Raw genomic sequence first — 20,383 nt, forward strand, 5'->3', positions numbered from 1 at the left:
ACATCATTTCCTTGTCGATCAGAGACATAAGGCGTATCATCGCCGACCTTTTCCCTCGCCTGCTCATATCATGACGCTCCCGACCGCCGCCAAGGCTTGTGGCATCGACTTTGGCACTTCCAATTCGACCGTCGGCTGGCACCATGCTGGCCACGCTCCGCTGATTCCGCTGGAAAACGGCGAGGACACCCTGCCTTCGGTCGTGTTCTTCGACTACGAAGAGGACTGCGTGCATTTCGGCCGCCATGCGCTGGAAATCTACATGCAGGGTGACGAAGGCCGGCTGATGCGCTCGCTCAAGAGCCTGCTCGGTTCCAGCCTGCTGGATGGCCAGACCGAGGTGCAGGGACGCGCCCTGCCATTTCGCCAGCTGCTGACGGTGTTCGTCGCCGAACTCAAGCGCCGTGCCGAAGCGCATGCCGGGCGACGTTTCGAGCACGCCGTACTGGGCCGCCCGGTGTTCTTTGTCGACGACAACCCCAGGGCAGACAAGCTGGCCGAAGACACGCTGGCCGAGATCGCCCGTGCCATCGGCTTCCAGGAAGTCAGTTTCCAGCTGGAACCGATTGCCGCGGCCATGGATTACGAATCGGTGATTGAGCGCGAAGAGCGCGTGCTGGTGGTGGATATCGGTGGCGGTACCTCGGACTTCACCCTGATCCGCCTGGCACCGGAACGCCGTGCATTGAGCGACCGCCAGTCCGATATCCTCGCCACCGGCGGGGTGCATATCGGCGGCACCGACTTCGACCGCGTGCTGAGTCTGTCGCAGGCCATGCCGCTGTTCGGTTACCGCACGCAACTGAAGAATGGCGCCGAGATGCCCTCCGGCTATTACTTCAACCTGGCGACCTGGCACAGCATCAACACCCTGTATACCCGCAAGGTGTGGATGGAGCTGCAGGATGTCTATCGCGATGCCGTGGCGCTGCCGCTGATCGATCGCCTGTTCAACCTGATCAACCAGCGCGCCGGGCACCGCCTGGCGATGCAGGTCGAGCAGGCCAAGATCGACCTATGCGCCGCGCCGAGCGCGACACTGGATCTGACCCATCTTGAAACGGGCCTGATTGCCCGCTTTGAACAGAGTCTGATGGAACAGGCCCTGACGCCGCTGATCGACAGCATCGGCCGTACCGCCCACGTGGTATTGCAGGATGCCGGTCTGCGTGACGACCAGATCGACACCCTGTACTTCACCGGTGGCGCCAGTGCCATCCCCTGGTTGCGCCAGCGCATCGCCCAGTTGTTCCCGTCGGCACGCCATGTCGAAGGCAACCGTTTCGGCAGTATTGGCTGCGGGCTGGCGCTGGAAGCGGCACGCCGCTACGGATGATGCAGCGCAATATTTTATTTGCATAGACAAATTCGGCGCGTTAGGATGATCTGCCCACGACAAAAAACAGAAAGGGCAGATCATGCGCCACGTCACCATCCGCCACGCCGAGCCGCGTGACCTCGATGCCATCCACGCGATCTACAGCAGTCCCAAAGCCATGGCCGGGACCCTGCAGCTGCCCTATCCCTCACTCGCCCTGTGGCAAAAACGCCTGACCGAGATCCCGGCCGGCATGACCAGCCTGGTCGCCGAACTCGATGGCCAGGTGGTCGGCCAGCTCTCACTGCAACAATGTCCGCAAGTCCGTCGCAAGCATGTCGGTACCATCGGCATGGGCGTGCACGACCGTTTTCAGGGACAAGGCATCGGCAGTCAGTTGCTCGCTGCCGCCGTCGATATGGCCGACAACTGGCTCAATCTGTCACGGCTGGAGCTGGAGGTGTACACCGACAACCAGGCGGCCATCGCGCTCTATCGCAAGTGCGGCTTCGTGATTGAGGGCGAGGCAGTCGGGCATGCCTTCCGCAACGGCGAGCTGGTCAACAGCTACTTCATGGCACGCCTCAAGGGACGCTAAATGCCCACGCGGCAGATCGGCCGGTCTGGTGCTACACGACTAGCAAGCAAATTGAAAATTTGCTGACATTTTCAAAAAAAATGCGAAACTGATTCTTGATATCGGGCCTATGCCATGCCGGATTGTCCGGCAATGATGTCCGCTGACCCGATGTCATCCAGAATGAGGAAAACCATGAATACCATCGCCGACATTGTTCAGACCCGCCACGCCACCAAGGCCTTCGACCCGGCGCGCAAATTATCCGACGAGCAGGTCGCGCAGATCGAAACCCTGCTGCGCTTCAGCCCGTCCTCGATCAACTCGCAGCCCTGGCATTACGTGATTGCCTCGAGCGAGGAGGGCAAGGCGCGGCTGGCCAAGGCCGCCGAAGGCCCCTATAGCGCCAATGTGCCGAAAATCCGTCACGCGTCGCATGTGGTGCTGTTCTGCACCCGGGCCAGCATTCAGGACGACTATCTGGCCGAGCTGCTGGATCAGGAAACCGTCGACGGCCGCGTACGCAGTGACGAATCGCGCGCCAATGCACAGCGTGCCCGAGCCTTCTATGTCGACATGCACCGTTTTGAGCGGCGCGATGCCCAGCACTGGATGGAAAAGCAGGTTTATCTGGCAGCCGGCACGCTGTTGCTCGGCGCCGGCATGCTGCAAATCGATGCCTGCCCGATCGAGGGCTTCGACCAGGCGGCCATGGATGCCGAGCTGGGCCTGCGCGCCCAGGGCCTGACCAGCAGCCTGATGATTGCGCTCGGCTACCGCAGCGACGACGACTTCAACGCCGCGCTGCCGAAGTCGCGTCTGCCGGCAGAGCGCATCATCACCCGCCTGTAAATGCGTGCCGAGGACCTGAATATCTTCGTACTGGCAGCCGACAACGGCAGTTTGTCGGCTGCGGCGCGTGCGCTGGACATTACCCCGGCGGTCGCCAGCGCGGCCATCAAGCGTCTGGAGCAGGATCTGGGGGTCCGTCTGCTGGCGCGCTCCACCCGCAGCCTGCGGCTGACACGCCAGGGTGAGCAGTACCTGCCTCATGCCCGTACGGCACTGGATGCCCTGCAGGCCGGACGCGACGGTCTGGCCCGCGAGCAACAGGCGATCGGCGGCAAGTTGACCTTGTCCGTGCCCTCGGATCTGGGGCGCCATCTGCTGAGCGATCTGTTGAATTCCTTCCTGCAGCAGCACCCGGGGCTGCGTCTGCAGATCCGGCTCGGCGACCGCCTGAGCGACCTGTTCAAACAGCCGGTCGATCTGGCCATTCGTTACGGGCAGCCGGCCGACTCAACACTGGTAGCCGTGCCGCTGGCCGCGGACAACCGTCGCGTGCTGTGTGCTTCGGCCGAATTTTTGCGCCAGCATGGTCAGCCGGGAGAGCCCGCCGAGCTGCCCCGCTACAACTGTCTGCGCTTTGCACTGGATGATGTCACCCACCAGCAATGGACCTTCTGGCGCGACGGGCATGCCAGCAGCGTGCGCGTCCGTGGCGACCGCACTGCCGATGACGGCGAACAGGTGCGGCGCTGGGCGCTGCAAGGCCATGGCCTGGCCTACAAGTCACGGCTCGACGTGCTGGATGATCTGCGCAGCGGCCGCCTGCATACCGTCATGGATGACTGGCAGGGCGAGGCGGCACCGCTATACCTGCTATGCGCACACCGCATGATGCTGTCACCGGCCATCGACAGCCTGCGCCGTTTTCTTCAGCAGCACATCGCCGATTACCTGCAGGCGGGCTGACCCGCCCCTTGTCCGTTCAGTATTCAGAACCCGGCCAGCACGATCTTGCCGCGCGTGGCATTGCGCTCAATCTGCGCATGGGCACGCTTGAGATTGCTGGCATTGATGGTGCCGAAATGGCTGGCCAGCGTGGTTTTCAGGATACCGTCGTCCACCAGGGTAGCCACCCGCTCCAGCAGTGCATGCTGCCGAATCATGTCGTCGGTCTGGTACATCGAGCGGGTAAACATCAGTTCCCAGTGCAGCGACACACTCTTGCGCTTGAGCTTGCGCACATCCAGCGACTCGGGATCATCAATCAGGGCCAGGCGTCCCTGCGGCCGGATCACCTCGACCATCTGGTCAAAATGCTGGTCTGACTGGTTCAGACCGGCAATGCAATCCACCTGCCCGATACCGAGCGCCTGCAACTGCGGCAGCCAGGGGCGATGATGATCAATGACATGGTGCGCGCCACGATCCCGCACCCACTCGGCGGTTTCCGCACGCGAGGCGGTACCGATGACGGTCAGCCCGGTCAGTTGGCGTGCCAGTTGGACCAGGATCGAACCGACCCCGCCGGCCGCTCCGATAATCAGCAGCACCTGACCGGTCGCGGCCGTCCCCTCGGCAATCTGCAATCGGTCAAACAACAGCTCCCAGGCGGTAATGGTGGTCAGGGGCAGAGCGGCCGCGGCGGCAAAATCCAGTGTTTGCGGCATGGGGCCGACCAGCCGTTCATCGACCAGCTGCAACTCGGCATTGCTGCCCGGGCGCAGCAGATCACCGGCATACCACACCCGTTCACCGGGGCGGAACAGGGTCACGTCAGCACCGACCGAGCGCACCACACCGGCGGCATCCCAGCCCAGCACACGGGGCTGACCGGTCGGCGGCGTGCTGCCGGCGCGCATTTTGACATCCACCGGATTGACCGAGACGGCATGGACTTCGACCAACAGATCATGTGCTCCCGGCACCGGCTCAGGCAGGGTGATGTCCAGCAGAGACTGCTCGGCCTCAATGGGCAAATTCTGGTAATAGGCAACGGCTTTCATGGCGTTTCTCTCGAGAGGGTCAGGAGGCTGCGCGTGAGCGGATCAAGGTCACGGCAGAGGGGTCTGTTGCCACAGCTTGCGCGCCGGAGGACGGGTGAACCAGTGGCTGGCGGGCAAGACAGTTTCTCTCTCAAAAGGAAAATCCCCATTCACTGGGCGGATGGGTAGAATTCATGACATTCCTGTAGAGAAAGGTTTGCCATGCAGCAATTTGCCCGCGACATCTATACCGAAGACGAAGACCGTGACGTCAACACGCTGAATAATCTGGGTCCGCTGACCCAGATGGCCGGTATCTGGCAAAGCCAGCGTGGCCTGGATGTCAAACCGGTGGCGGAAGGCGGGGAGAAGCAGGCCTATGTAGAGCGCATGGAACTGCAGCCAATCGACCCGCAGCCAAACGGCCCGCAACTGCTGTATGGCCTGCGTTATCACACCCATATCGTCAAACCGGGGGAAGTGGAGACCTATCACGACCAGGTAGGCTACTGGCTGTGGGAACCGGCGACCGGCACGGTGATGCACACGCTGACCATCCCGCGCGGCATGAGCGTGCTGGCGGTCGGCAAGGCCAGTGCCGATGCGCGCCAGTTCGAACTGGTGGCCACCAAGGGTGGCGCCGGCTGTGGCATCAGTTCCAGTGCCTTTCTGGAATATGCCTTCGATACTGTCGAGTTCCGCATTCAGGTGACGCTGCACGACGACGGCAGCTGGACCTATGACGAGGATACGGTGATGAAGATCATGGGCCGCGACGAGCTGTTCCATCACACCGACCGCAACCATCTGCAGAAAATCGGCGAGCCGACCCCCAACCCGCTGGCACTGGCCGAGCGCTGAGAACCGTCATGCCCACCGCGCTGATTGCCGACGACGAGCCACGGCTGGCGGAAGACCTGCAGCGCCGGCTCGCGGCGCTGTGGCCGGATCTGCACATCGTGGCCATGGCCGCCAATGGCGTGGAAGCGCTGGCCGCCATGGCGCAACACCAGCCGGACATTGCCTTTCTCGATATCCACATGCCCGGTCTGACCGGACTGCAGGTGGCGGCCACGGCGCGCGATTGCCGGGTGGTGTTCGTCACCGCCTACGACCAGTACGCGCTGGCCGCCTTCGAGGCGGCCGCCGTCGACTACCTGCTCAAGCCGGTCAGCGAGCTGCGGCTGGCGCAATGTGTCAGCCGGCTGCAACAACATGACCGCCCGCGCCCTGACTGGTCGCAGCTGGCGTCGGCCTTGCCCACGGCGAATGATCAGGCCCTGCGCTGGCTGACCGTCGGCCAGGGCCAGACCACCCGGCTGGTGGCGGTGGACGAAGTGCTGTACTTCCGCGCCAGCGACAAATACACCGAAGTGGTCACCGCGCATGAGTGTCACCTGATCCGCACGCCGCTGAAGGCGTTGCTGGCGCACTTGCCGTCCGGACGATTCAGCCAGATCCATCGTTCAGTGATCGTCTGTCTGGCAGCGGTCGAGCGTCTGGAGCGCGATGTCTTCGGCCGGGTGCTGCTGCACTTGAAGCAGCGCCCCGAGACCCTGCCGGTCAGCCGCGCCTATGTGGCACAGTTCCGCCAGATGTAGGCCTGCCGCCATTCATCGGCGCCGGCCACCGCTCATCCCCCCTGGCGGTCGCTTCATCCCATCGCCCTGCCGACGGGCGGCACGGACGGCAGACTGCAGACTCGATCCGAATCAAGGGGGCGTCCCATGCGACACACCACACTGAAGTCCGGCCTGCGCGAGCTGCTGGCCCACACCCTGCTGTTTTGCGGCATCGGCCTGGTGCTGACGCTGGCCGGCACACCAGGTGACCTCGGCAGCAATTTGCTGATCTCCAATGCCATCGGTTTCTGTTGTTGGGGAAGCTATGAGTTGCTGCACCGGCTGCGGCCCGGACATGCGCACTGGCTCAGCTCGCTGCTGGCGCTGCCGTTCGGCATCGTACTCGGCATGAAGCTGGCCGGCTGGCTGGGTGCGACCGATCTGCTGGCCCTGCTGCTGAGCCAGCCCGGCCGTCGCTGGCCGATCCTGCTGCTGACACTGATCCTGTCGCTGGCGATCTCCGGCTTTCTGATCTTTGCCCACCGCGCCGCAGCGGATCGCGCCAATCTGGCGGTCATGCAGCAGAAAGCGGCAACGGCACGCCAGGCGGAAATCGCATCCCAGCTGGCCATGCTGCAGGCACAGATTGAACCGCACTTTCTGTTCAACACGCTGGCCAATGTGCAAAGCCTGATCGACCAGGATGCCGCAACCGCCAAGCAGATGCTGGCGCATCTCAACGATTACCTGCGCGCCACGCTGACGCGCACACGCCTGCCGCAGGGCACGCTGGGCGACGAGCTGACGGTAATCCGCCATCTGCTGTTCATCGCCGGCATCCGGCTCGGTGAGCGTCTGCAGTGGCAGATGGAAGTCGATCCGGGCCTGCTGACCCACCCGCTGCCGCCGCTATTGCTGCAACCGCTGGTGGAAAATGCCCTGAAGCATGGCATCGAACCCGCCCTGCTGGGCGGCCGTCTGCACATCCGTGCCGGTCACCTCGGTGACGAACTGGTGCTGACGGTCAGCGACAACGGCGTCGGCATGCCGCCGTCCGGGCACGGCCACGGTGTCGGACTGGCCAATGTCCGGCAGCGTCTGGACAGCCTGTATGGTGCCGCTGGCCGCCTGCGGCTGCAGCCCAATCCGGATGGCGGTGTCTGTGCCGCACTTCACCTGCCCTGGCAGGGCGATCAAGCCGGCGACTCGCCCATCAGCCAGGCCTGACGCGCCGCCATCTCGGTGCGCAGATAATCCCATAGCGCCGCGATGCGGCGCAGCTGGCGCAACTCCTCGCGGCAACACAACCAGAAATGCCGTGTCACCTCGATCTGGTTCGGCAATACCGCCACCAGCCGCGGGTCCTGCTCGGCCATGAAGCAGGGCAGAATCGCCAGCGCCCGCCCCTGCAGCACGGCCTGATACTGGGCAATCACGCTGGTACTGCAAAAGCGCGGCTGAGCGCCGGGCAAGGTGCGCTCCAGATACAGCAGCTCATTGCTGAAGGCCAGATCATCCACATAGCCAATGGTGTCGTGCAGCCTGACATCCGCTGGCACCACGACAGGAGGATGGTCTTGCAGGTATTCGCGGGTGGCATACAGACGCAGTCGGTAATCACACAGCCTGACCGACACATACTGACCGCGCTCGGGACGTTCCAGCTGCACCGCCAGATCGGCTTCGCGCTTGGACAGGCTGACAAAGTGCGGCACTGGCAGCAGGTCGATGCTGATGGCCGGGTGACGCGCACTGAACGCGGCCAGCAGCGGTGCCAGCACATAGCTGCCAAAGCCTTCGGTAGCGCCGATGCGCACATTGCCGGCCAGCGAATCCGCGGCGCCGTGGAACTGCTCATGCGCTGCCTGCACCAGACTCTCCATGGCATCGGCACTGGCCAGCAGCTCACGCCCTTCCGCCGTGAGCAGAAACCCGCTGCTGCGCGACTTCTCGAATAACACCGTGCCCAGGGCCAGCTCCAGCTCACGAATGCGGCGAGCCACGGTGGTGTGATCGACCCCCAGACGGCGTGCCGCCCCGCTGGCAGTCTGACTGCGCGCTACCGCCAGGAAGAAGCGCAGATTGTCCCAGTCCAGCATGGCCGTGTGGCTTGTGGATTTTTGCATATCAGATGGGGTTATTTATCTATATGAGCTTGAAATTAGAGTAAATATACTGCGATCACAAGCCCCATCCGGAGACCCGTTGCATGAACCCCTATCCGCTGCAAGCCGGACCTTCCCGAGTCAAGTTGTTGATCAATGGCGAGTTTGTCGAGTCGCAAAGCCAGACATGGCGCGAAGTGGTCAATCCGGCGACTCAGCAGGTGCTGGCCCTGGTGCCCTTTGCCACCCGTGACGAAGTTGCGGCGGCCATCGCCGCTGCCCAGGCTGCATTTGCCGCATGGCGCAGTACGCCGATCAGCGCACGCATGCGCATTATGCTGAAGTTTCAGGAGCTGATCCGCTGTCATTTGCCGCGGATCGCGCGCACGCTGACGGCAGAGCAGGGCAAGACGCTGGCCGATGCGGAAGGAGATATCTTCCGCGGCCTGGAAGTGGTGGAACATGCCTGCTCGGTCGGTACCCTGCAATTGGGCGAATTTGCAGAAAATGTCGCCGGGGGTGTCGATACCTATACCCTGCGTCAGCCCATCGGGGTCTGCGCCGGCATCACCCCGTTCAACTTCCCCGCCATGATTCCGCTGTGGATGTTTCCCATGGCCATCGTCTGCGGCAACACCTTCGTGCTCAAGCCGTCGGAACAGGACCCGCTGTCCACCATGCTGCTGGTCGAACTGGCGCTGGAGGCCGGCATCCCCAGGGGGGTGCTCAATGTGGTGCATGGCGGTAAAGAGGTGGTCGATGCCCTGTGTACGCATGAGGCCATCAAGGCGGTGTCCTTCGTGGGCTCGACCGCGGTCGGCACCCATGTCCACCAACTGGCCAGCGAACACGGCAAGCGGGTGCAGTGCATGATGGGCGCGAAGAACCACGCCGTGGTGCTGCCGGACGCCCACCGCGAACAGACGGTGAACGCCCTGGTCGGCGCAGGGTTTGGTGCCGCCGGCCAGCGCTGCATGGCCACCTCGGTGGCGGTATTGGTCGGTCGGGCCGCCGAATGGCTGCCGGACATCATCGCCAAGACCAAAACGCTCAAGGTCAATGCCGGCCATGAGCCGGGTACCGATATCGGTCCGGTGGTGTCGCGTGCGGCCAAAGAACGCATTCTCGGCCTGATCGACAGCGGTGTGAAAGAAGGCGCCCGTTTGTTGCTGGATGGTCGTGATGTGCAGGTGCCGGGCTATGAGCAGGGTAACTTCATCGCCCCGACCCTGTTTGACAACGTCAGCAGCGAGATGGCCCTCTACCGCGAGGAGATCTTTGGCCCGGTGCTGCTGGTCATGACGGTGGACACGCTTGACCAGGCGATTGAGCTGGTCAACCGCAATCCGTTCGGCAATGGCGTCGGGCTATTCACGCAAAGCGGCGCTGCCGCACGCAAGTTCCAGTCCGAAATCGATGTGGGCCAGGTGGGCATCAATGTGCCGATTCCGGTACCGCTGCCCTTCTTCAGCTTCACCGGTTCACGCGGCTCGAAGCTGGGCGACCTCGGTCCCTATGGCAAGCAGGTGGTGCAGTTTTACACCCAGACCAAGACCGTGACCGCGCGCTGGTTCGATGACGAGACCGTCAACGATGGCGTCAACACCACCATCCGTCTGCGCTAAGGAGCCTCAGCATGAAGATCGCCTTTATCGGCCTGGGTAATATGGGCGCCCCGATGGCACACAACCTGCTCAAGGCCGGCCATGCCCTGCAGGTGTTCGATCTGAATCCCGCTGCCCTGCGGGCGCTGCAGGCGGCCGGCGCACAGGTGGTCGCGTCACCGCGGGCGGCCGTAGCCGGGGTGGAATGCGTCATCACCATGCTGCCGGCGGCGGCGCACGTGCGCAGCGTATTGTGTGGCGAAGAGGGGGTGTTGTCGGCGGTGGCACCCGGCATTCCGCTGATCGATTGCAGTACGATCGACCCGGCGAGTGCTCAGGCCTTTGCCGACATGGCCGGTCATCAGGGCAACCCGTTTGCCGATGCCCCGGTTTCCGGCGGCACCGGGGGCGCAGCCGCCGGGACGCTCACCTTCATGGTCGGCGCCGGCGCCGCACTGTTCGAACAGATCCGGCCGCTGCTTGGCGCCATGGGCAAGCACATCGTGCACTGCGGGGCCGTGGGCATGGGACAGACCGCCAAGATCTGCAACAACCTGGTACTGGGGATTTCCATGGCCGCCGTGGCGGAGGCCATGGCACTGGGCGATGCCCTGGGCATCGACAGCAAGGTGCTGGCCGGGGTGATCAATACTTCCAGCGGACGCTGCTGGAGCTCGGAGACTTACAACCCGTTTCCGGGGGTCGTCGAGACCGCACCGGCAGGGAGAGGCTACAGCGGAGGATTTGGCACCGATCTGATGCTGAAGGATCTGGGACTGGCCACGGAGGCCGCCCGCTCGGTGCATCAGCCAGCCTATATGGGCGCACTGGCTCAGCAGCTTTATCAGGCACTCAGCCAGCGGGGAGATGGCCGTCTGGACTTCTCGGCCATCATCAAACTGTATCAGGGCTAGGAAAAAGGCCAGGGTGCGCCTGTCATGCCGCCCCCTGGCCGCCACACCTCATCAGGCCAGCATGGCCGCCATGTCGGCGTCCACCGTCCCGATCTGACGCAGGCCGAAGCGCTCATTGAGCACACCCAGCAGCGTATCGTTGAGGAAGGCCGGCGCGGTCGGACCGACAGTGATGTTGCGTACCCCCAGCGACAGCAAGGTCAGCAGGATCACGATGGCCTTCTGTTCGAACCAGGACAGCACCAGGCTCAGCGGCAGGTCGTTGACACCACAGCCGAGTTTTTCCGCCAGCGTCACCGCCAGCATCACGGCCGAGTAGGCATCATTGCACTGACCGACATCCAGCAGGCGCGGCAGACCGTTGATGGTGCCGAAATCATGCCGGTTGAAGCGGTACTTGCCACAGGCCAGCGTCATCACCAGGCAGTCCTGCGGGACAGCACGGGCGAAGTCGGCAAAATAGCTGCGCTCCTGACGGCTGCCATCGCAACCTCCGACCAGGAAGACATGACGCAGCTGCTTGGCCGCCACCATGTCGATCACGGTATCGGCAGCCGACAACAGGGTCTGACGTCCGAAACCGACCGTGATCATTTCTGGCGTTTCGCTGGCGGCAAAGCCCGGCATGGCCTGTGCCTGAGCAATCACCGCGGAAAAATCTTCGCCATCCAGATGCTTCACCCCCGGCCAGCCGACAATGCTGCGGGTATAAATCCGGTCGGCATAGCGACCGACATTCGGATCAATGATGCAGTTGGAGGTCATGATGATCGGGCCCGGAAAGGCGGCGAACTCACGCTGCTGATTTTGCCAGGCGCTGCCGTAATTGCCGGCCAGATGCTTGAAGCGCTTGAGTTCCGGATAGGCGTGTGCCGGCAGCATTTCACCATTGGTATAGACCTGGATGCCGGTACCCTCGGTCTGCTGCAGCAGGGCGCGCAGGTCCTTCAGATCATGACCGGAAATCAGGATGGCCTTGCCGGCCACCGGCTTGACGTTGACCTGGGTCGGCACCGGATGACCGAACATGGCAGTTTCGCCGTCATCCAGCATGGCCATGATGCGGAAATTCAGTTGTCCGATCGACATGGCCAGCGCCAGCAGGCTTTCCACCTGGTCAGAAGGCTCGGCCAGCGCCGCCAGCATCTGATGAAAATCAGCGGCAATCGCGGCGTCCTGCCGCGCCAGCACGCGGGCATGCTCCATATAGGCGGCAGCCCCCTTCAGACCATACAGGCAGAGCAGCCGCAGGCCGTGCACTTCTTCGCTGACATCGAACAGATCGCGATCCAGTGCCCATTCAGTGGCCTGGTCCTGCAGGCCGGCCAGGGTATCCGCCGGCTGGATGGCCGCCTGTGGCAAGCTCAGGCTGATCTGCGCTTGCTGGGCGCGGCAGCGTGCGGCCAGCGCCTCACGCAATGTCACGGCCTCGCGGGTATAGGCAATGATGCGTTCGCTGTCGAAGTTGACATTGGTCAGCGTGGCGAACAAGGTGCGCGGCACGAAGGCATCCACGGCAGGATCAACGATGTCCAGAGTCCGGGCCTGCAGTGCCCAGGCCGACAAGCCTTGCAAAACGGCAACCAGCAAGTCCTGCTGATCCGAGGTTTCGGCGCTCTTGCCGCACATCCCCTGAGAAAAACTGCACCCTTTGCCGCCCGGCGACTGCATGGTTTGTTCGCACTGAATACAGAACATGACTCACTCCTTGTTTGGGATCGGAATGGGCCACAGTCTAGCCAGCGCGCCGGGGCCAAAGGGCACCGGCTCGACAACTTTTTGAAATGCTTGACGGCAATCAAGCCGATGGCAACGTCCTGGCTGAAGGCTGTGTTTTTTCAGTCAGACAGCGTCTCGTGGCTGGCCTCGGTGCCATGCTGCCAGTAGCTCGACGCACGGATGCGCTGCTTGTCGATGCCTCTGGCCAGCAGGGTCTGGCGCGTGGCACGGACCGTGGCCAGTTCACCCGCCACCCAGATGAAACCCTCGCCCGGCGGCAGGGGCAAGCGGCGCAGCAATTGCTGCAGCGGGCTGTCGTCCGTGGCGTGATCCACGCCGGCCAGCCAGTGCTGCGTCACCTGGGCGACACTGGGCAAGACCAGCGGCTTGACCGGTGGTTCGACCATCAGCACGACATCGACACGCGCCTGTGCCGGCAGGTCTTCCAGCCGTCGGCTGATGGCCGGCATGGCGCTGCTGTCACCGATCAGCCAGTGCCAGTCGAAATGCGGGGGAATCAGCATCGAGCCACGCGGGCCGCCGAAGCCGAGTGTCTGGCCGATGCGGGCCTGAGCCGCCCAGCGGGTCGCCGGTCCGGCGCCGTGCAGCACGAACTCGATCTCCAGCTCGCCGCGCTCGGCATTGAAGCGACGCGGGGTATAGTCGCGGGCGATCGGTCGTTCCGCGCCGGCCACACGCAGCGGCTGACCATCCGCATCGAGCGACGGCAGGCGCGGCAGGGTTTCGCCAGGTGCCGGAAAGAAGACTTTTACGTGGTCGTCGAACCCGGGCGAGTCAAAACCGATCAGTTCCGGCCCGCGAAAGGTCACCCGTACGCGATGCTCGCCACGCGGATGAATTGCCACCACCTGGGCCAGACGCAGACGCAGGGGGTGACGTACACGATGGATTTGCAGATCCTCACGCATCGCTGACTCCCGGTTGTTCGATTTCGCGGATGGCCCGCTGCAGAATGGCGGCAATTCGACGCTGCTCATCCGCATCAGCCTCGGCCTTGAGAACCAGCAAGCGCTTGAGACCATGCCGCGCCGCCAGATACTCGGGCAACCAGCCGGACTCGTCGCCCTCGGCGCTTTCGCCCGCCATGGCACGCCGCATGGTTTCCATTTTCTTGCCCATGTACGCCAGGCTGGCCAGCATCAGTTCCGCCTGGTGTTTTTCCGCGGCCAGCTGTGACTGGCCGGCTGCCGAGACGCGGTACAGCTTGCGGTTGCCGGCGGCCTCCACTTCAACCAGACCGGTTTCTTCCAGATAGGTCAGCGCCGGGTATACCACGCCGGGGCTGGGGGTGTAATAGCCTTTCGAGCGCTGCTCGACTTCCTTGATCAGCTCGTAGCCATGGCGCGGCTGTTCGGCCAGCAAGGACAGGAACATCAGTTGCAGGTCCCTGGCGCTGAATTTGCGTCCGCGCGTCAGTGCCTCGCTGTCGTGTGGCTCACCGCCATGATGGCGATGATGGCCATGGCGACCCATGGCATGACTGAGCAAGCGGCGCAGACCAGCGCGGTGGCCATGATGACAAGTACGATGCGGCATGTTGCCTCCTGAAAAAACATCTTACGATATGTCGTAAGATATATATCTTGCGATATATTTGCAAGTTATTTTCAGGGGGACAGGGGGTGGGGCAAGGGCTTGACCGCCGCGAAGATGCGCGCCGCCGCCAGCATGCCGGCAGCCAGCAGGGCATCCAGGACAAAGTAGCCGGACGGCCCGAGCCAACTCATGAACAGGGAACACAGCAGCGGGCCAAGGGTGCCGCCCAGCGCATACAGCATCAGCAGCACGGCATTGGCTTCGACGCGCCGGTGTGGCGGCATGGCATCGTTCACGATGCCGCTGAGGGTGCTGTAGAACGTGAAGGCGATGCACACCAGCAGCATGTTCAGCGGCACCAGCAGCCAGGTCGACAGCAACTGGCTCAGCAGCAAGGCCACCACCAGTACGGCCAGCGCACTGCGTGACAACAGTTCGGCCCGGTTACCCTGATCCGCCCACTTGCCCATCGGCCACTGCAACAGGGGTGCCGACAGCAGGGCCAGCCCCATGATGTCGCCGACACGCTCCGGGGTGTGATGCAGCTGTGCCAGCAGCACCGGCATCATGGCGTAGAAACTACTGTTGAAGCAGCCCGCCACCAGGGCGCCAGCCCAGCCGAGCGGTGCGCGCCGGTTCAGTTGCAACAGGGCGCGCAGCGTCTGACGCCAGGCACTGTCGGCAACAGCTTCCTGCTGATCCGGCGGCTGCTCACGGGTCAGGGTGACCGGCACGATGGCCAGGGTAAACAGCATCGCCACCACGATGAATTGCCAGCCGGGCTGGCTGAACGGCAGGCGCAGCATCCACTGCCCGGCGCTGGCACCAAGGTAGGTAATGATCATGTACAGGGCAAACAGCTGGCCGCGCTGGGCATTGCTGACCCGGGCATTGAGCCAGCTTTCCACCACCATGAACACGCCACAGATCGACAGACCGTTACAGAAGCGGCTCAGCAGCCAGATCCACTGACCATGCAGCAGCGATTGCGCCAGCGCGACCAGACAGACCACCGCCGCCAGCACGGCAAAGGCACGGTGGTGGCCATAGACCCGTACCATGCCATTGAAGGCAAAGCCGCCAATAAAGAAGCCGGCGTAATAAGCAGACTGGATCACCCCGGCCATCGCCACCGGCACGCCATCGGCCAGCAGACCCAGCGAGGTCTGGGTATTGGCCAGCGAATTGCCGATCATCAGCAGGGCATAGCCCAGCAACAGGCTGGCGACACTGTGCATCAGGCTCGCTGTCGCGCCCGCTGCCGGCTGCTCGGCCTGTTCGCTCATGGTGTGCTCCAGTAAATGTTTTATTCACTTTCAATATGGCCGAACTTTCACTAATGTGCGGAGGTTCGAAGACAAATTTGGGAGCTCGCGATGACGATTGTGATCCAGCGTGACCGTTCGGCGCCGATGCGCCATACGGTGCAGATTGGCCAGCATCAGCTGGTGGTGGACATGCCGGCCACGGCAGGTGGCAGTGACAGCGGGCCGGATCCGCACGATCTCTATGATGCGGCCCTGGGTGCCTGCAAGGCGCTCACCATGCTGTGGTACGCCCAGCGCAAGGGGATCGAGATGGGCGATATCCGGGTGGAGGTGGCGCGAGACAGCAGTGCCGAGGCGCAGGGGACTTACCGACTGCAGGCCAGTATCACGCTGGATGATGCGCTCGACGCCGACACGCAGCAGAAGTTGCTGGCCATTGCCGATCGTTGTCCGATTCACAAGCTGATGACTCAGGTCACGACCGAAATCGAAACCCTGGCGGGGAAGCCCTGATGAGCGCACTCACCTTGTTGAAAACCCACGAGAAAGACCTGGGGGGTGGCTTCGTGGTCCGGCGCAGCCTGCCGGCCGCCGCACGGCGTGCGGTCGGTCCGTTCGTGTTTTTCGACCACATGGGGCCGGTACGGGAAACACCGGGCAGTCAGCATGATGTTCGCCCGCATCCGCATATCGGTCTGGCGACGGTGACCTACCTGTTTGCCGGCGCGATGATGCACCGCGACAGCCTGGGTTCGGTGCAGCGCATCGAACCGGGTGCCATCAACTGGATGACGGCTGGTCGCGGCATCGTGCACTCCGAGCGCAAGCCGGAAGACCTGCTGGATCAGACCTACGACCTGCACGGTCTGCAATTATGGTGTGCCTTGCCACAGGCCGATGAGGAGTGCGAACCGGCCTTCATCCACACCCCGGCCAGCGCCTTGCCGCAAGTGGACGTCAATGGCGTCAGCGTGCGGGTGTTGATCGGCGAGGCTTACGGCGTCCGCTCGCCGGTCCGTACCTTCAGCGAGACCCTTTATCTGGACATCACCTTGCAGGCCGGGCAGACGCTGACCCTGCCGCACCATGTGGCGGAGCGCGCCGTGTATGCCGTAGAGGGCGAGGTGGCACTGGATGGCCAGGCGGTCAATGCCCGGACCATGGCCGTGATCGAGGATGCGCAGCCCCTGGTGCTGACGGCGCACACGGCGGCCAGGGCGGTACTGATCGGCGGTGCGCCGCTGGATGGTCCGCGCACCATGTGGTGGAACTTTATCTCGTCACGCCGCGAGCGCATCGAGCAGGCCAAGGCCGACTGGCAGGCGCAGCGCATGGGCCAGATTGCCGGCGAGCACGAGTGGATTCCCTTACCTCCCTGAAACGGCGGCCGTGGCACCGGCCATGAACAGGCGGGCGGCCAGTTCGCCCTCCAGTTCGATCTGAAAATGCTTCTGCAGGCATTGACGCAACATGGCGATATCACTGACCGGCTGCTCCAGCCGGTCGGCGCCGAGGGTGATGAGCAGGCGTTGTCCGGACAGGGTCAGCCGCCCGTCCGGGCGCGCTATGGTACACAAGGGCTTGCCGGTGAAGTGCGAGGCGGGCGAGTGCTGGTGGAAATCGCACATGTGCACGAATTCATCGAGTGGATGCGCCTCCAGGGCAAACTGATACAACGGCTGCCAGCCGCGTTCGTCGTCATGACGCTGCAGGACGCACTGCCCATGCACGGACTGCAGGCGGAACTGCCCGCTGGGCTGGCGCTGTACCTCGCCATCCAGTGGCAGGGGCAGCAGGAAGCAATCGCCGAAACCAACATCGGCCAACATGTCGCCCTCGGGGAAATGCACCCAGAGCAGCAGGTGGTCAAAGGGCGGGCCAAACACCTCGCCATCAAATACCCGGGCAGACAGCCGGGATACCTGAAAGCCCAGACTGGTCAGCAGCAGGGAAAAAGCCTGGTTCAGCTCGTAGCAGAAGCCGCCGCGATGACGCGTCAGCAGCTTGTCGAGCAGGCTGGCCTCATCCAGGCGCAGCGGTTCATCGAGAAACAGGCTGAGGTTCTCAAACGGAATGTGCCGCAGGTGCTGCAGGTGCAGGTGCGCCAGACTTTCCGGGCAGGCGGGCCCGACCTCGCTGATCTCCAGCCGGGCCAGGTAGGCAGCGCGCTGTTGTGCATCCATGGACTTCTCCTGTTTAAGCCTCGGCAGGCAGGGCCTCCGGCTGAGTCGATCGAACCGGTGGCTGCGACGGCACCCGCCCCACCCACCACATGCCAAACAGCGCCAGCGCCACCGCCAGCCAGCCCACCTGCCCGTAGCCGAGAATCTGCCCTTGCGCGCCGCTGCTCAGCATCAGACCGCCAATCCAGGCGCCACAGCCCGAGCCCAGTGACTGGATGGCACTGTTGGCACTCAGAAACGCACCGCGATCTGTTTTATCGGTCACCGTGGTCATCAGGGTCTGCATCGGGATCATGCGTCCGGACACCATCACCATGAAGAACGGGAACACCGGCAAAAACAGGTAGAACGACACGTCGGGCAAATGGGTGATCATGAGTACCGGCAACAGGGAGACCAGCCACAGCAGCCGGAACGTGCGTTTGGCCCCCAGCCGGTCGGTCAGCTTGCCGAAGCGGCGGGCAGTAAAGAAGGTGGCGCCGCCGCCCAGCATGTACATCAAGGATAGCTGGGGCGCAGTGACACCGTGATTGGCGACCAGGGTGGGTGAAATGAAGGGAATCACCAGCATATGCGCTACCAGCATCCAGAAAGTCAGCAAAAAGGCCTTGAGATGCGGCTTGCGGGTCAGCAGCAGCCACAGCTGTGGCAGTACCCGGGACAGGGGAGCGGGGCCGGCCCGCAGGTGTTCGGCCAGCGAAGGCACCAGCGCCAGCCCGCCGGCCCAGATCAGTGACGACAGCAGGACCAGCAGCAGGAAGGGTGCCGCCCAGCTGAAATGCGCCCCCAGCAGTACGCCGACCGGCACGCCCAGCACCGCCGCCAGAGAAAACGAGGTCATGACGATGCCGGTGGCCGTGCCGCGCCGGGTCAGCGGGATCACGTCGCTGACGATGGCCATGACGATGGCGCCCATCACGCCGCCGGAGAAGCCGGCAAAGGCACGCGCCATCAGCAGCCAGCCATAGCCGGGCGCCAGGGCACAGGCCAGGTTGGACAGGGCAAACCAGGCATAGACCCACAGCAACAGGCTGCGCCGGTCGAAACGGTCGATATAGGTCGCCGCCAGCAGGCCGGACAGACCGGAACACCAGGAGTAGACCGAAACCGCCGTGGCAAAGCGCGCCGGGGAAATCTGGAAGGCATGCATGATCTGCGGCCCCAGAGGCATCATGACCATGAAATCCATGATCACGGTAAATTGTGTCAGCGCCAGCAGCCACAACAGGCGCCGTTCATGCGCCGCGGACAGGTCTGCCATGAAGGTTCTGCTCCCGGTTCTTGAGCGACCCGCCCGCCACGCCGTGGACCGGCAGGGCATGACAGACGACATCACTGGTTTTGTTCACTATAGTCCGCCCCTCTGGCGGACTCTTAATATATCGTAAGATATATATCTTTAGATACATTTTCAAGGCTCGGGCGGCTTTTTGCACCACTGTCTACAATGGAAGCAGAGCTATTCTCTTCGCATATCCATCTCTTACAGACTGCGAGCTCCCCATGGCCGTCGTGCACGCTGATTCCTCCCACCATGCCACACAGTCGGTACGGTTGTTCGATATGGTCGCGGCGCTTTCCACCACGCTGGATCTTCTCGACCCTCAGTTAGGGTCGCATCAGAAACGCACCTGTCTGATCGCCGCGCAGATTGGCCTGGCCCTGCAACTGAGTCAGGCGGATTATCGCAGCCTGTTCATTGCCTCAATTTTCCATGATATCGGAGCACTGGCCCTGCATGACCGGCTAAGCATGCTGGCGTTCGAGGAGACGGCCCCGCACCTGCATGCGCAAATGGGGGCGCAGTTACTGATACGCTTCGAAGCGTTCCGGCCTCATGCGCCGCTGGTGGCCTATCATCATGTCCCCTGGGACCACGGCAAGGGTAGCCACTTTGACGGTCAGCCCGTGCCTCGCCTGAGTCATCTGATTCACCTGGCCGATCGTATCGAAGTGCTGGCCCAGACCCGCGCCAATATCCTGGCGGACAGCGAAGAGATCCGGCAGCGCATCCGCGAGAAGTCCGGTGTGGTGTTTGATCCCGAACACGTTGATGCCTTTCTTCAGGTCTCGCGCACGGAGCGTTTCTGGCTGGATCTGTTTTCCGTCAATCTGGATCAGATCCTCAAGGCCCTGGCCCCGTTTGAGGATATCGAGCTGGATTTGAACCAGCTGATGATGTTTGCCCGATTTTTCGCCCTGATCATCGACTCGCGCAGTCATTTCACCGCCACCCACTCCGCCGGGGTGGCGATCTGCGCCGAAACCATTGCACGCCACATGGGCATGAGTGACATCGAGGCCACCAGGATGCGCATTGCCGGCTATCTGCACGACACCGGCAAACTCGCCATCCCGAATGAGTACATCAACCGCAATGGGCCGCTGGCCCGGGAAGAAATGGCGCGCATGCGGGCGCACAGCTATATCACCCATGACATTCTGAGCAAGATCAATGGCATGGCAGATATCGCCGAATGGGCCTCCCACCATCACGAGCGCCTGGATGGCAGCGGCTATCCCTTCCACAAAAGTGCCGAGCATCTGAGCCTGGGGGCACGCATCATGGCCGTGGCCGATATTTACACGGCGCTGATCGAGGATCGCCCCTATCGGGCCGGCATGGCGGAAACCGAAGTCTTCGCCCATCTGGCGTCGCTGGTGGAAGCCGGGCAACTGGAGCCGACCGTGGTGGCGACACTGCAGCGCCACCACGACCGCATCGGCCAGTTGTGTCGTGAAGTCCAGCGTCAGGAGGGTGAGGAGCTGAACGAGTTCTGGCGCATGGCCAGCGCAGCGGCCTGA

The 20,383-nt window shown here is 63.1% G+C and carries 20 protein-coding genes; 12 read left to right on the forward strand and 8 right to left on the reverse strand.

All coding sequences use genetic code 11. The features are described 5' to 3' along the window. Window positions 1–70: 70 nt before the first annotated feature. The 4 genes from AACH39_RS11135 to AACH39_RS11150 all read left to right on the forward strand — a co-directional run bounded on the left by AACH39_RS11135 (window position 71) and on the right by AACH39_RS11150 (window position 3,650). Window positions 71–1,336 carry an Hsp70 family protein gene (locus AACH39_RS11135; RefSeq protein ID WP_338619982.1) on the forward strand — a complete coding sequence of 422 codons (1,266 nt, stop codon included), beginning with the start codon at window positions 71–73 and terminating at the stop codon, window positions 1,334–1,336. An 82-nt stretch (window positions 1,337–1,418) separates the two neighbouring features. Next, window positions 1,419–1,916, forward strand: a complete 498-nt coding sequence (locus AACH39_RS11140; protein ID WP_338619983.1) for a GNAT family N-acetyltransferase — start codon at window positions 1,419–1,421, stop codon at window positions 1,914–1,916. Window positions 1,917–2,090: 174 nt separating this feature from the next. Beyond that, entirely contained in the window at window positions 2,091–2,747 is a 657-nt protein-coding gene (nfsB, locus tag AACH39_RS11145; protein ID WP_338619984.1) for an oxygen-insensitive NAD(P)H nitroreductase, read from the forward strand. Continuing rightward, window positions 2,748–3,650: a LysR family transcriptional regulator gene (locus tag AACH39_RS11150; protein ID WP_338619985.1), complete on the forward strand. Its 903-nt coding sequence runs from the start codon at window positions 2,748–2,750 to the stop codon at window positions 3,648–3,650. It abuts the gene before it with no gap. A gap of 23 nt (window positions 3,651–3,673) precedes the next feature. Here AACH39_RS11150 and AACH39_RS11155 read toward each other — a convergent pair whose 3' ends face one another. Continuing rightward, the gene (locus AACH39_RS11155) at window positions 3,674–4,687 is read right to left on the reverse strand and encodes a zinc-binding alcohol dehydrogenase family protein (RefSeq protein WP_338619986.1); all 1,014 of its coding nucleotides are present in this window, start codon (window positions 4,685–4,687) and stop codon (window positions 3,674–3,676) included. Window positions 4,688–4,888: 201 nt separating this feature from the next. Between AACH39_RS11155 and AACH39_RS11160 the strand changes: the two genes are divergently transcribed. From AACH39_RS11160 to AACH39_RS11170, 3 genes are all read left to right on the forward strand, one after another. Next, entirely contained in the window at window positions 4,889–5,527 is a 639-nt protein-coding gene (locus tag AACH39_RS11160) for a heme-binding beta-barrel domain-containing protein (RefSeq protein ID WP_215779707.1), read from the forward strand. A gap of 8 nt (window positions 5,528–5,535) precedes the next feature. Continuing rightward, entirely contained in the window at window positions 5,536–6,267 is a 732-nt protein-coding gene (locus AACH39_RS11165) for a LytTR family DNA-binding domain-containing protein (protein ID WP_338619987.1), read from the forward strand. Window positions 6,268–6,393: 126 nt separating this feature from the next. Then, window positions 6,394–7,455 (forward strand): histidine kinase, encoded by a 1,062-nt coding sequence (locus AACH39_RS11170; RefSeq protein ID WP_338619988.1) that lies wholly within the window; start codon window positions 6,394–6,396, stop codon window positions 7,453–7,455. Here AACH39_RS11170 and AACH39_RS11175 read toward each other — a convergent pair. Beyond that, window positions 7,422–8,354, reverse strand: coding sequence for a LysR family transcriptional regulator (locus tag AACH39_RS11175; RefSeq protein ID WP_215779701.1), 933 nt, complete (start codon window positions 8,352–8,354; stop codon window positions 7,422–7,424). The genes AACH39_RS11170 and AACH39_RS11175 overlap by 34 nt on opposite strands. Window positions 8,355–8,437: 83 nt before the next feature. On the opposite strand from AACH39_RS11175, the gene AACH39_RS11180 reads away from it, so the two are divergent. Both AACH39_RS11180 and mmsB read left to right on the forward strand, forming a co-directional pair. Further along, the gene (locus AACH39_RS11180) at window positions 8,438–9,958 is read left to right on the forward strand and encodes a CoA-acylating methylmalonate-semialdehyde dehydrogenase (protein ID WP_338619989.1); all 1,521 of its coding nucleotides are present in this window, start codon (window positions 8,438–8,440) and stop codon (window positions 9,956–9,958) included. An 11-nt stretch (window positions 9,959–9,969) separates the two neighbouring features. Further along, window positions 9,970–10,851, forward strand: coding sequence for a 3-hydroxyisobutyrate dehydrogenase (mmsB, locus tag AACH39_RS11185; RefSeq protein WP_215779697.1), 882 nt, complete (start codon window positions 9,970–9,972; stop codon window positions 10,849–10,851). A gap of 51 nt (window positions 10,852–10,902) precedes the next feature. Here the strand turns inward: mmsB and hcp are convergent, their stop codons facing one another. From hcp to AACH39_RS11205, 4 genes are all read right to left on the reverse strand, one after another. Next, entirely contained in the window at window positions 10,903–12,549 is a 1,647-nt protein-coding gene (gene hcp, locus AACH39_RS11190; protein WP_338619990.1) for a hydroxylamine reductase, read from the reverse strand. A 140-nt stretch (window positions 12,550–12,689) separates the two neighbouring features. After that, on the reverse strand, window positions 12,690–13,499 hold the full coding sequence (locus AACH39_RS11195; protein WP_215779678.1) for a siderophore-interacting protein: 810 nt from the start codon (window positions 13,497–13,499) through the stop codon (window positions 12,690–12,692). Further along, window positions 13,492–14,127, reverse strand: a complete 636-nt coding sequence (locus tag AACH39_RS11200; protein WP_215779675.1) for a PadR family transcriptional regulator — start codon at window positions 14,125–14,127, stop codon at window positions 13,492–13,494. Before AACH39_RS11200 ends, AACH39_RS11195 begins: the two co-directional genes overlap by 8 nt. Window positions 14,128–14,198: 71 nt before the next feature. Beyond that, the gene (locus AACH39_RS11205) at window positions 14,199–15,413 is read right to left on the reverse strand and encodes an MFS transporter (RefSeq protein ID WP_215779673.1); all 1,215 of its coding nucleotides are present in this window, start codon (window positions 15,411–15,413) and stop codon (window positions 14,199–14,201) included. Window positions 15,414–15,503: 90 nt separating this feature from the next. Between AACH39_RS11205 and AACH39_RS11210 the strand changes: the two genes are divergently transcribed. Then, on the forward strand, window positions 15,504–15,908 hold the full coding sequence (locus AACH39_RS11210) for an OsmC family protein (RefSeq protein ID WP_215779671.1): 405 nt from the start codon (window positions 15,504–15,506) through the stop codon (window positions 15,906–15,908). Then, entirely contained in the window at window positions 15,908–16,774 is an 867-nt protein-coding gene (locus tag AACH39_RS11215) for a pirin family protein (protein ID WP_338619993.1), read from the forward strand. Before AACH39_RS11210 ends, AACH39_RS11215 begins: the two co-directional genes overlap by 1 nt. Here the strand turns inward: AACH39_RS11215 and AACH39_RS11220 are convergent. Next, window positions 16,763–17,578: an arylamine N-acetyltransferase gene (locus tag AACH39_RS11220; protein ID WP_338619994.1), complete on the reverse strand. Its 816-nt coding sequence runs from the start codon at window positions 17,576–17,578 to the stop codon at window positions 16,763–16,765. The two genes, AACH39_RS11215 and AACH39_RS11220, sit on opposite strands and share 12 nt — an antisense overlap. Window positions 17,579–17,591: 13 nt before the next feature. Then, the gene (locus AACH39_RS11225) at window positions 17,592–18,839 is read right to left on the reverse strand and encodes an MFS transporter (protein WP_215779662.1); all 1,248 of its coding nucleotides are present in this window, start codon (window positions 18,837–18,839) and stop codon (window positions 17,592–17,594) included. A 242-nt stretch (window positions 18,840–19,081) separates the two neighbouring features. Between AACH39_RS11225 and AACH39_RS11230 the strand changes: the two genes are divergently transcribed. Next, complete coding sequence (locus tag AACH39_RS11230) at window positions 19,082–20,383, forward strand: HD domain-containing phosphohydrolase (RefSeq protein WP_338619995.1); 1,302 nt, start codon at window positions 19,082–19,084, stop codon at window positions 20,381–20,383.

It is taken from the genome of Paludibacterium flexuosum, assembly GCF_037076605.1.
Classification (GTDB): Bacteria; Pseudomonadota; Gammaproteobacteria; order Burkholderiales; family Chromobacteriaceae; genus Paludibacterium.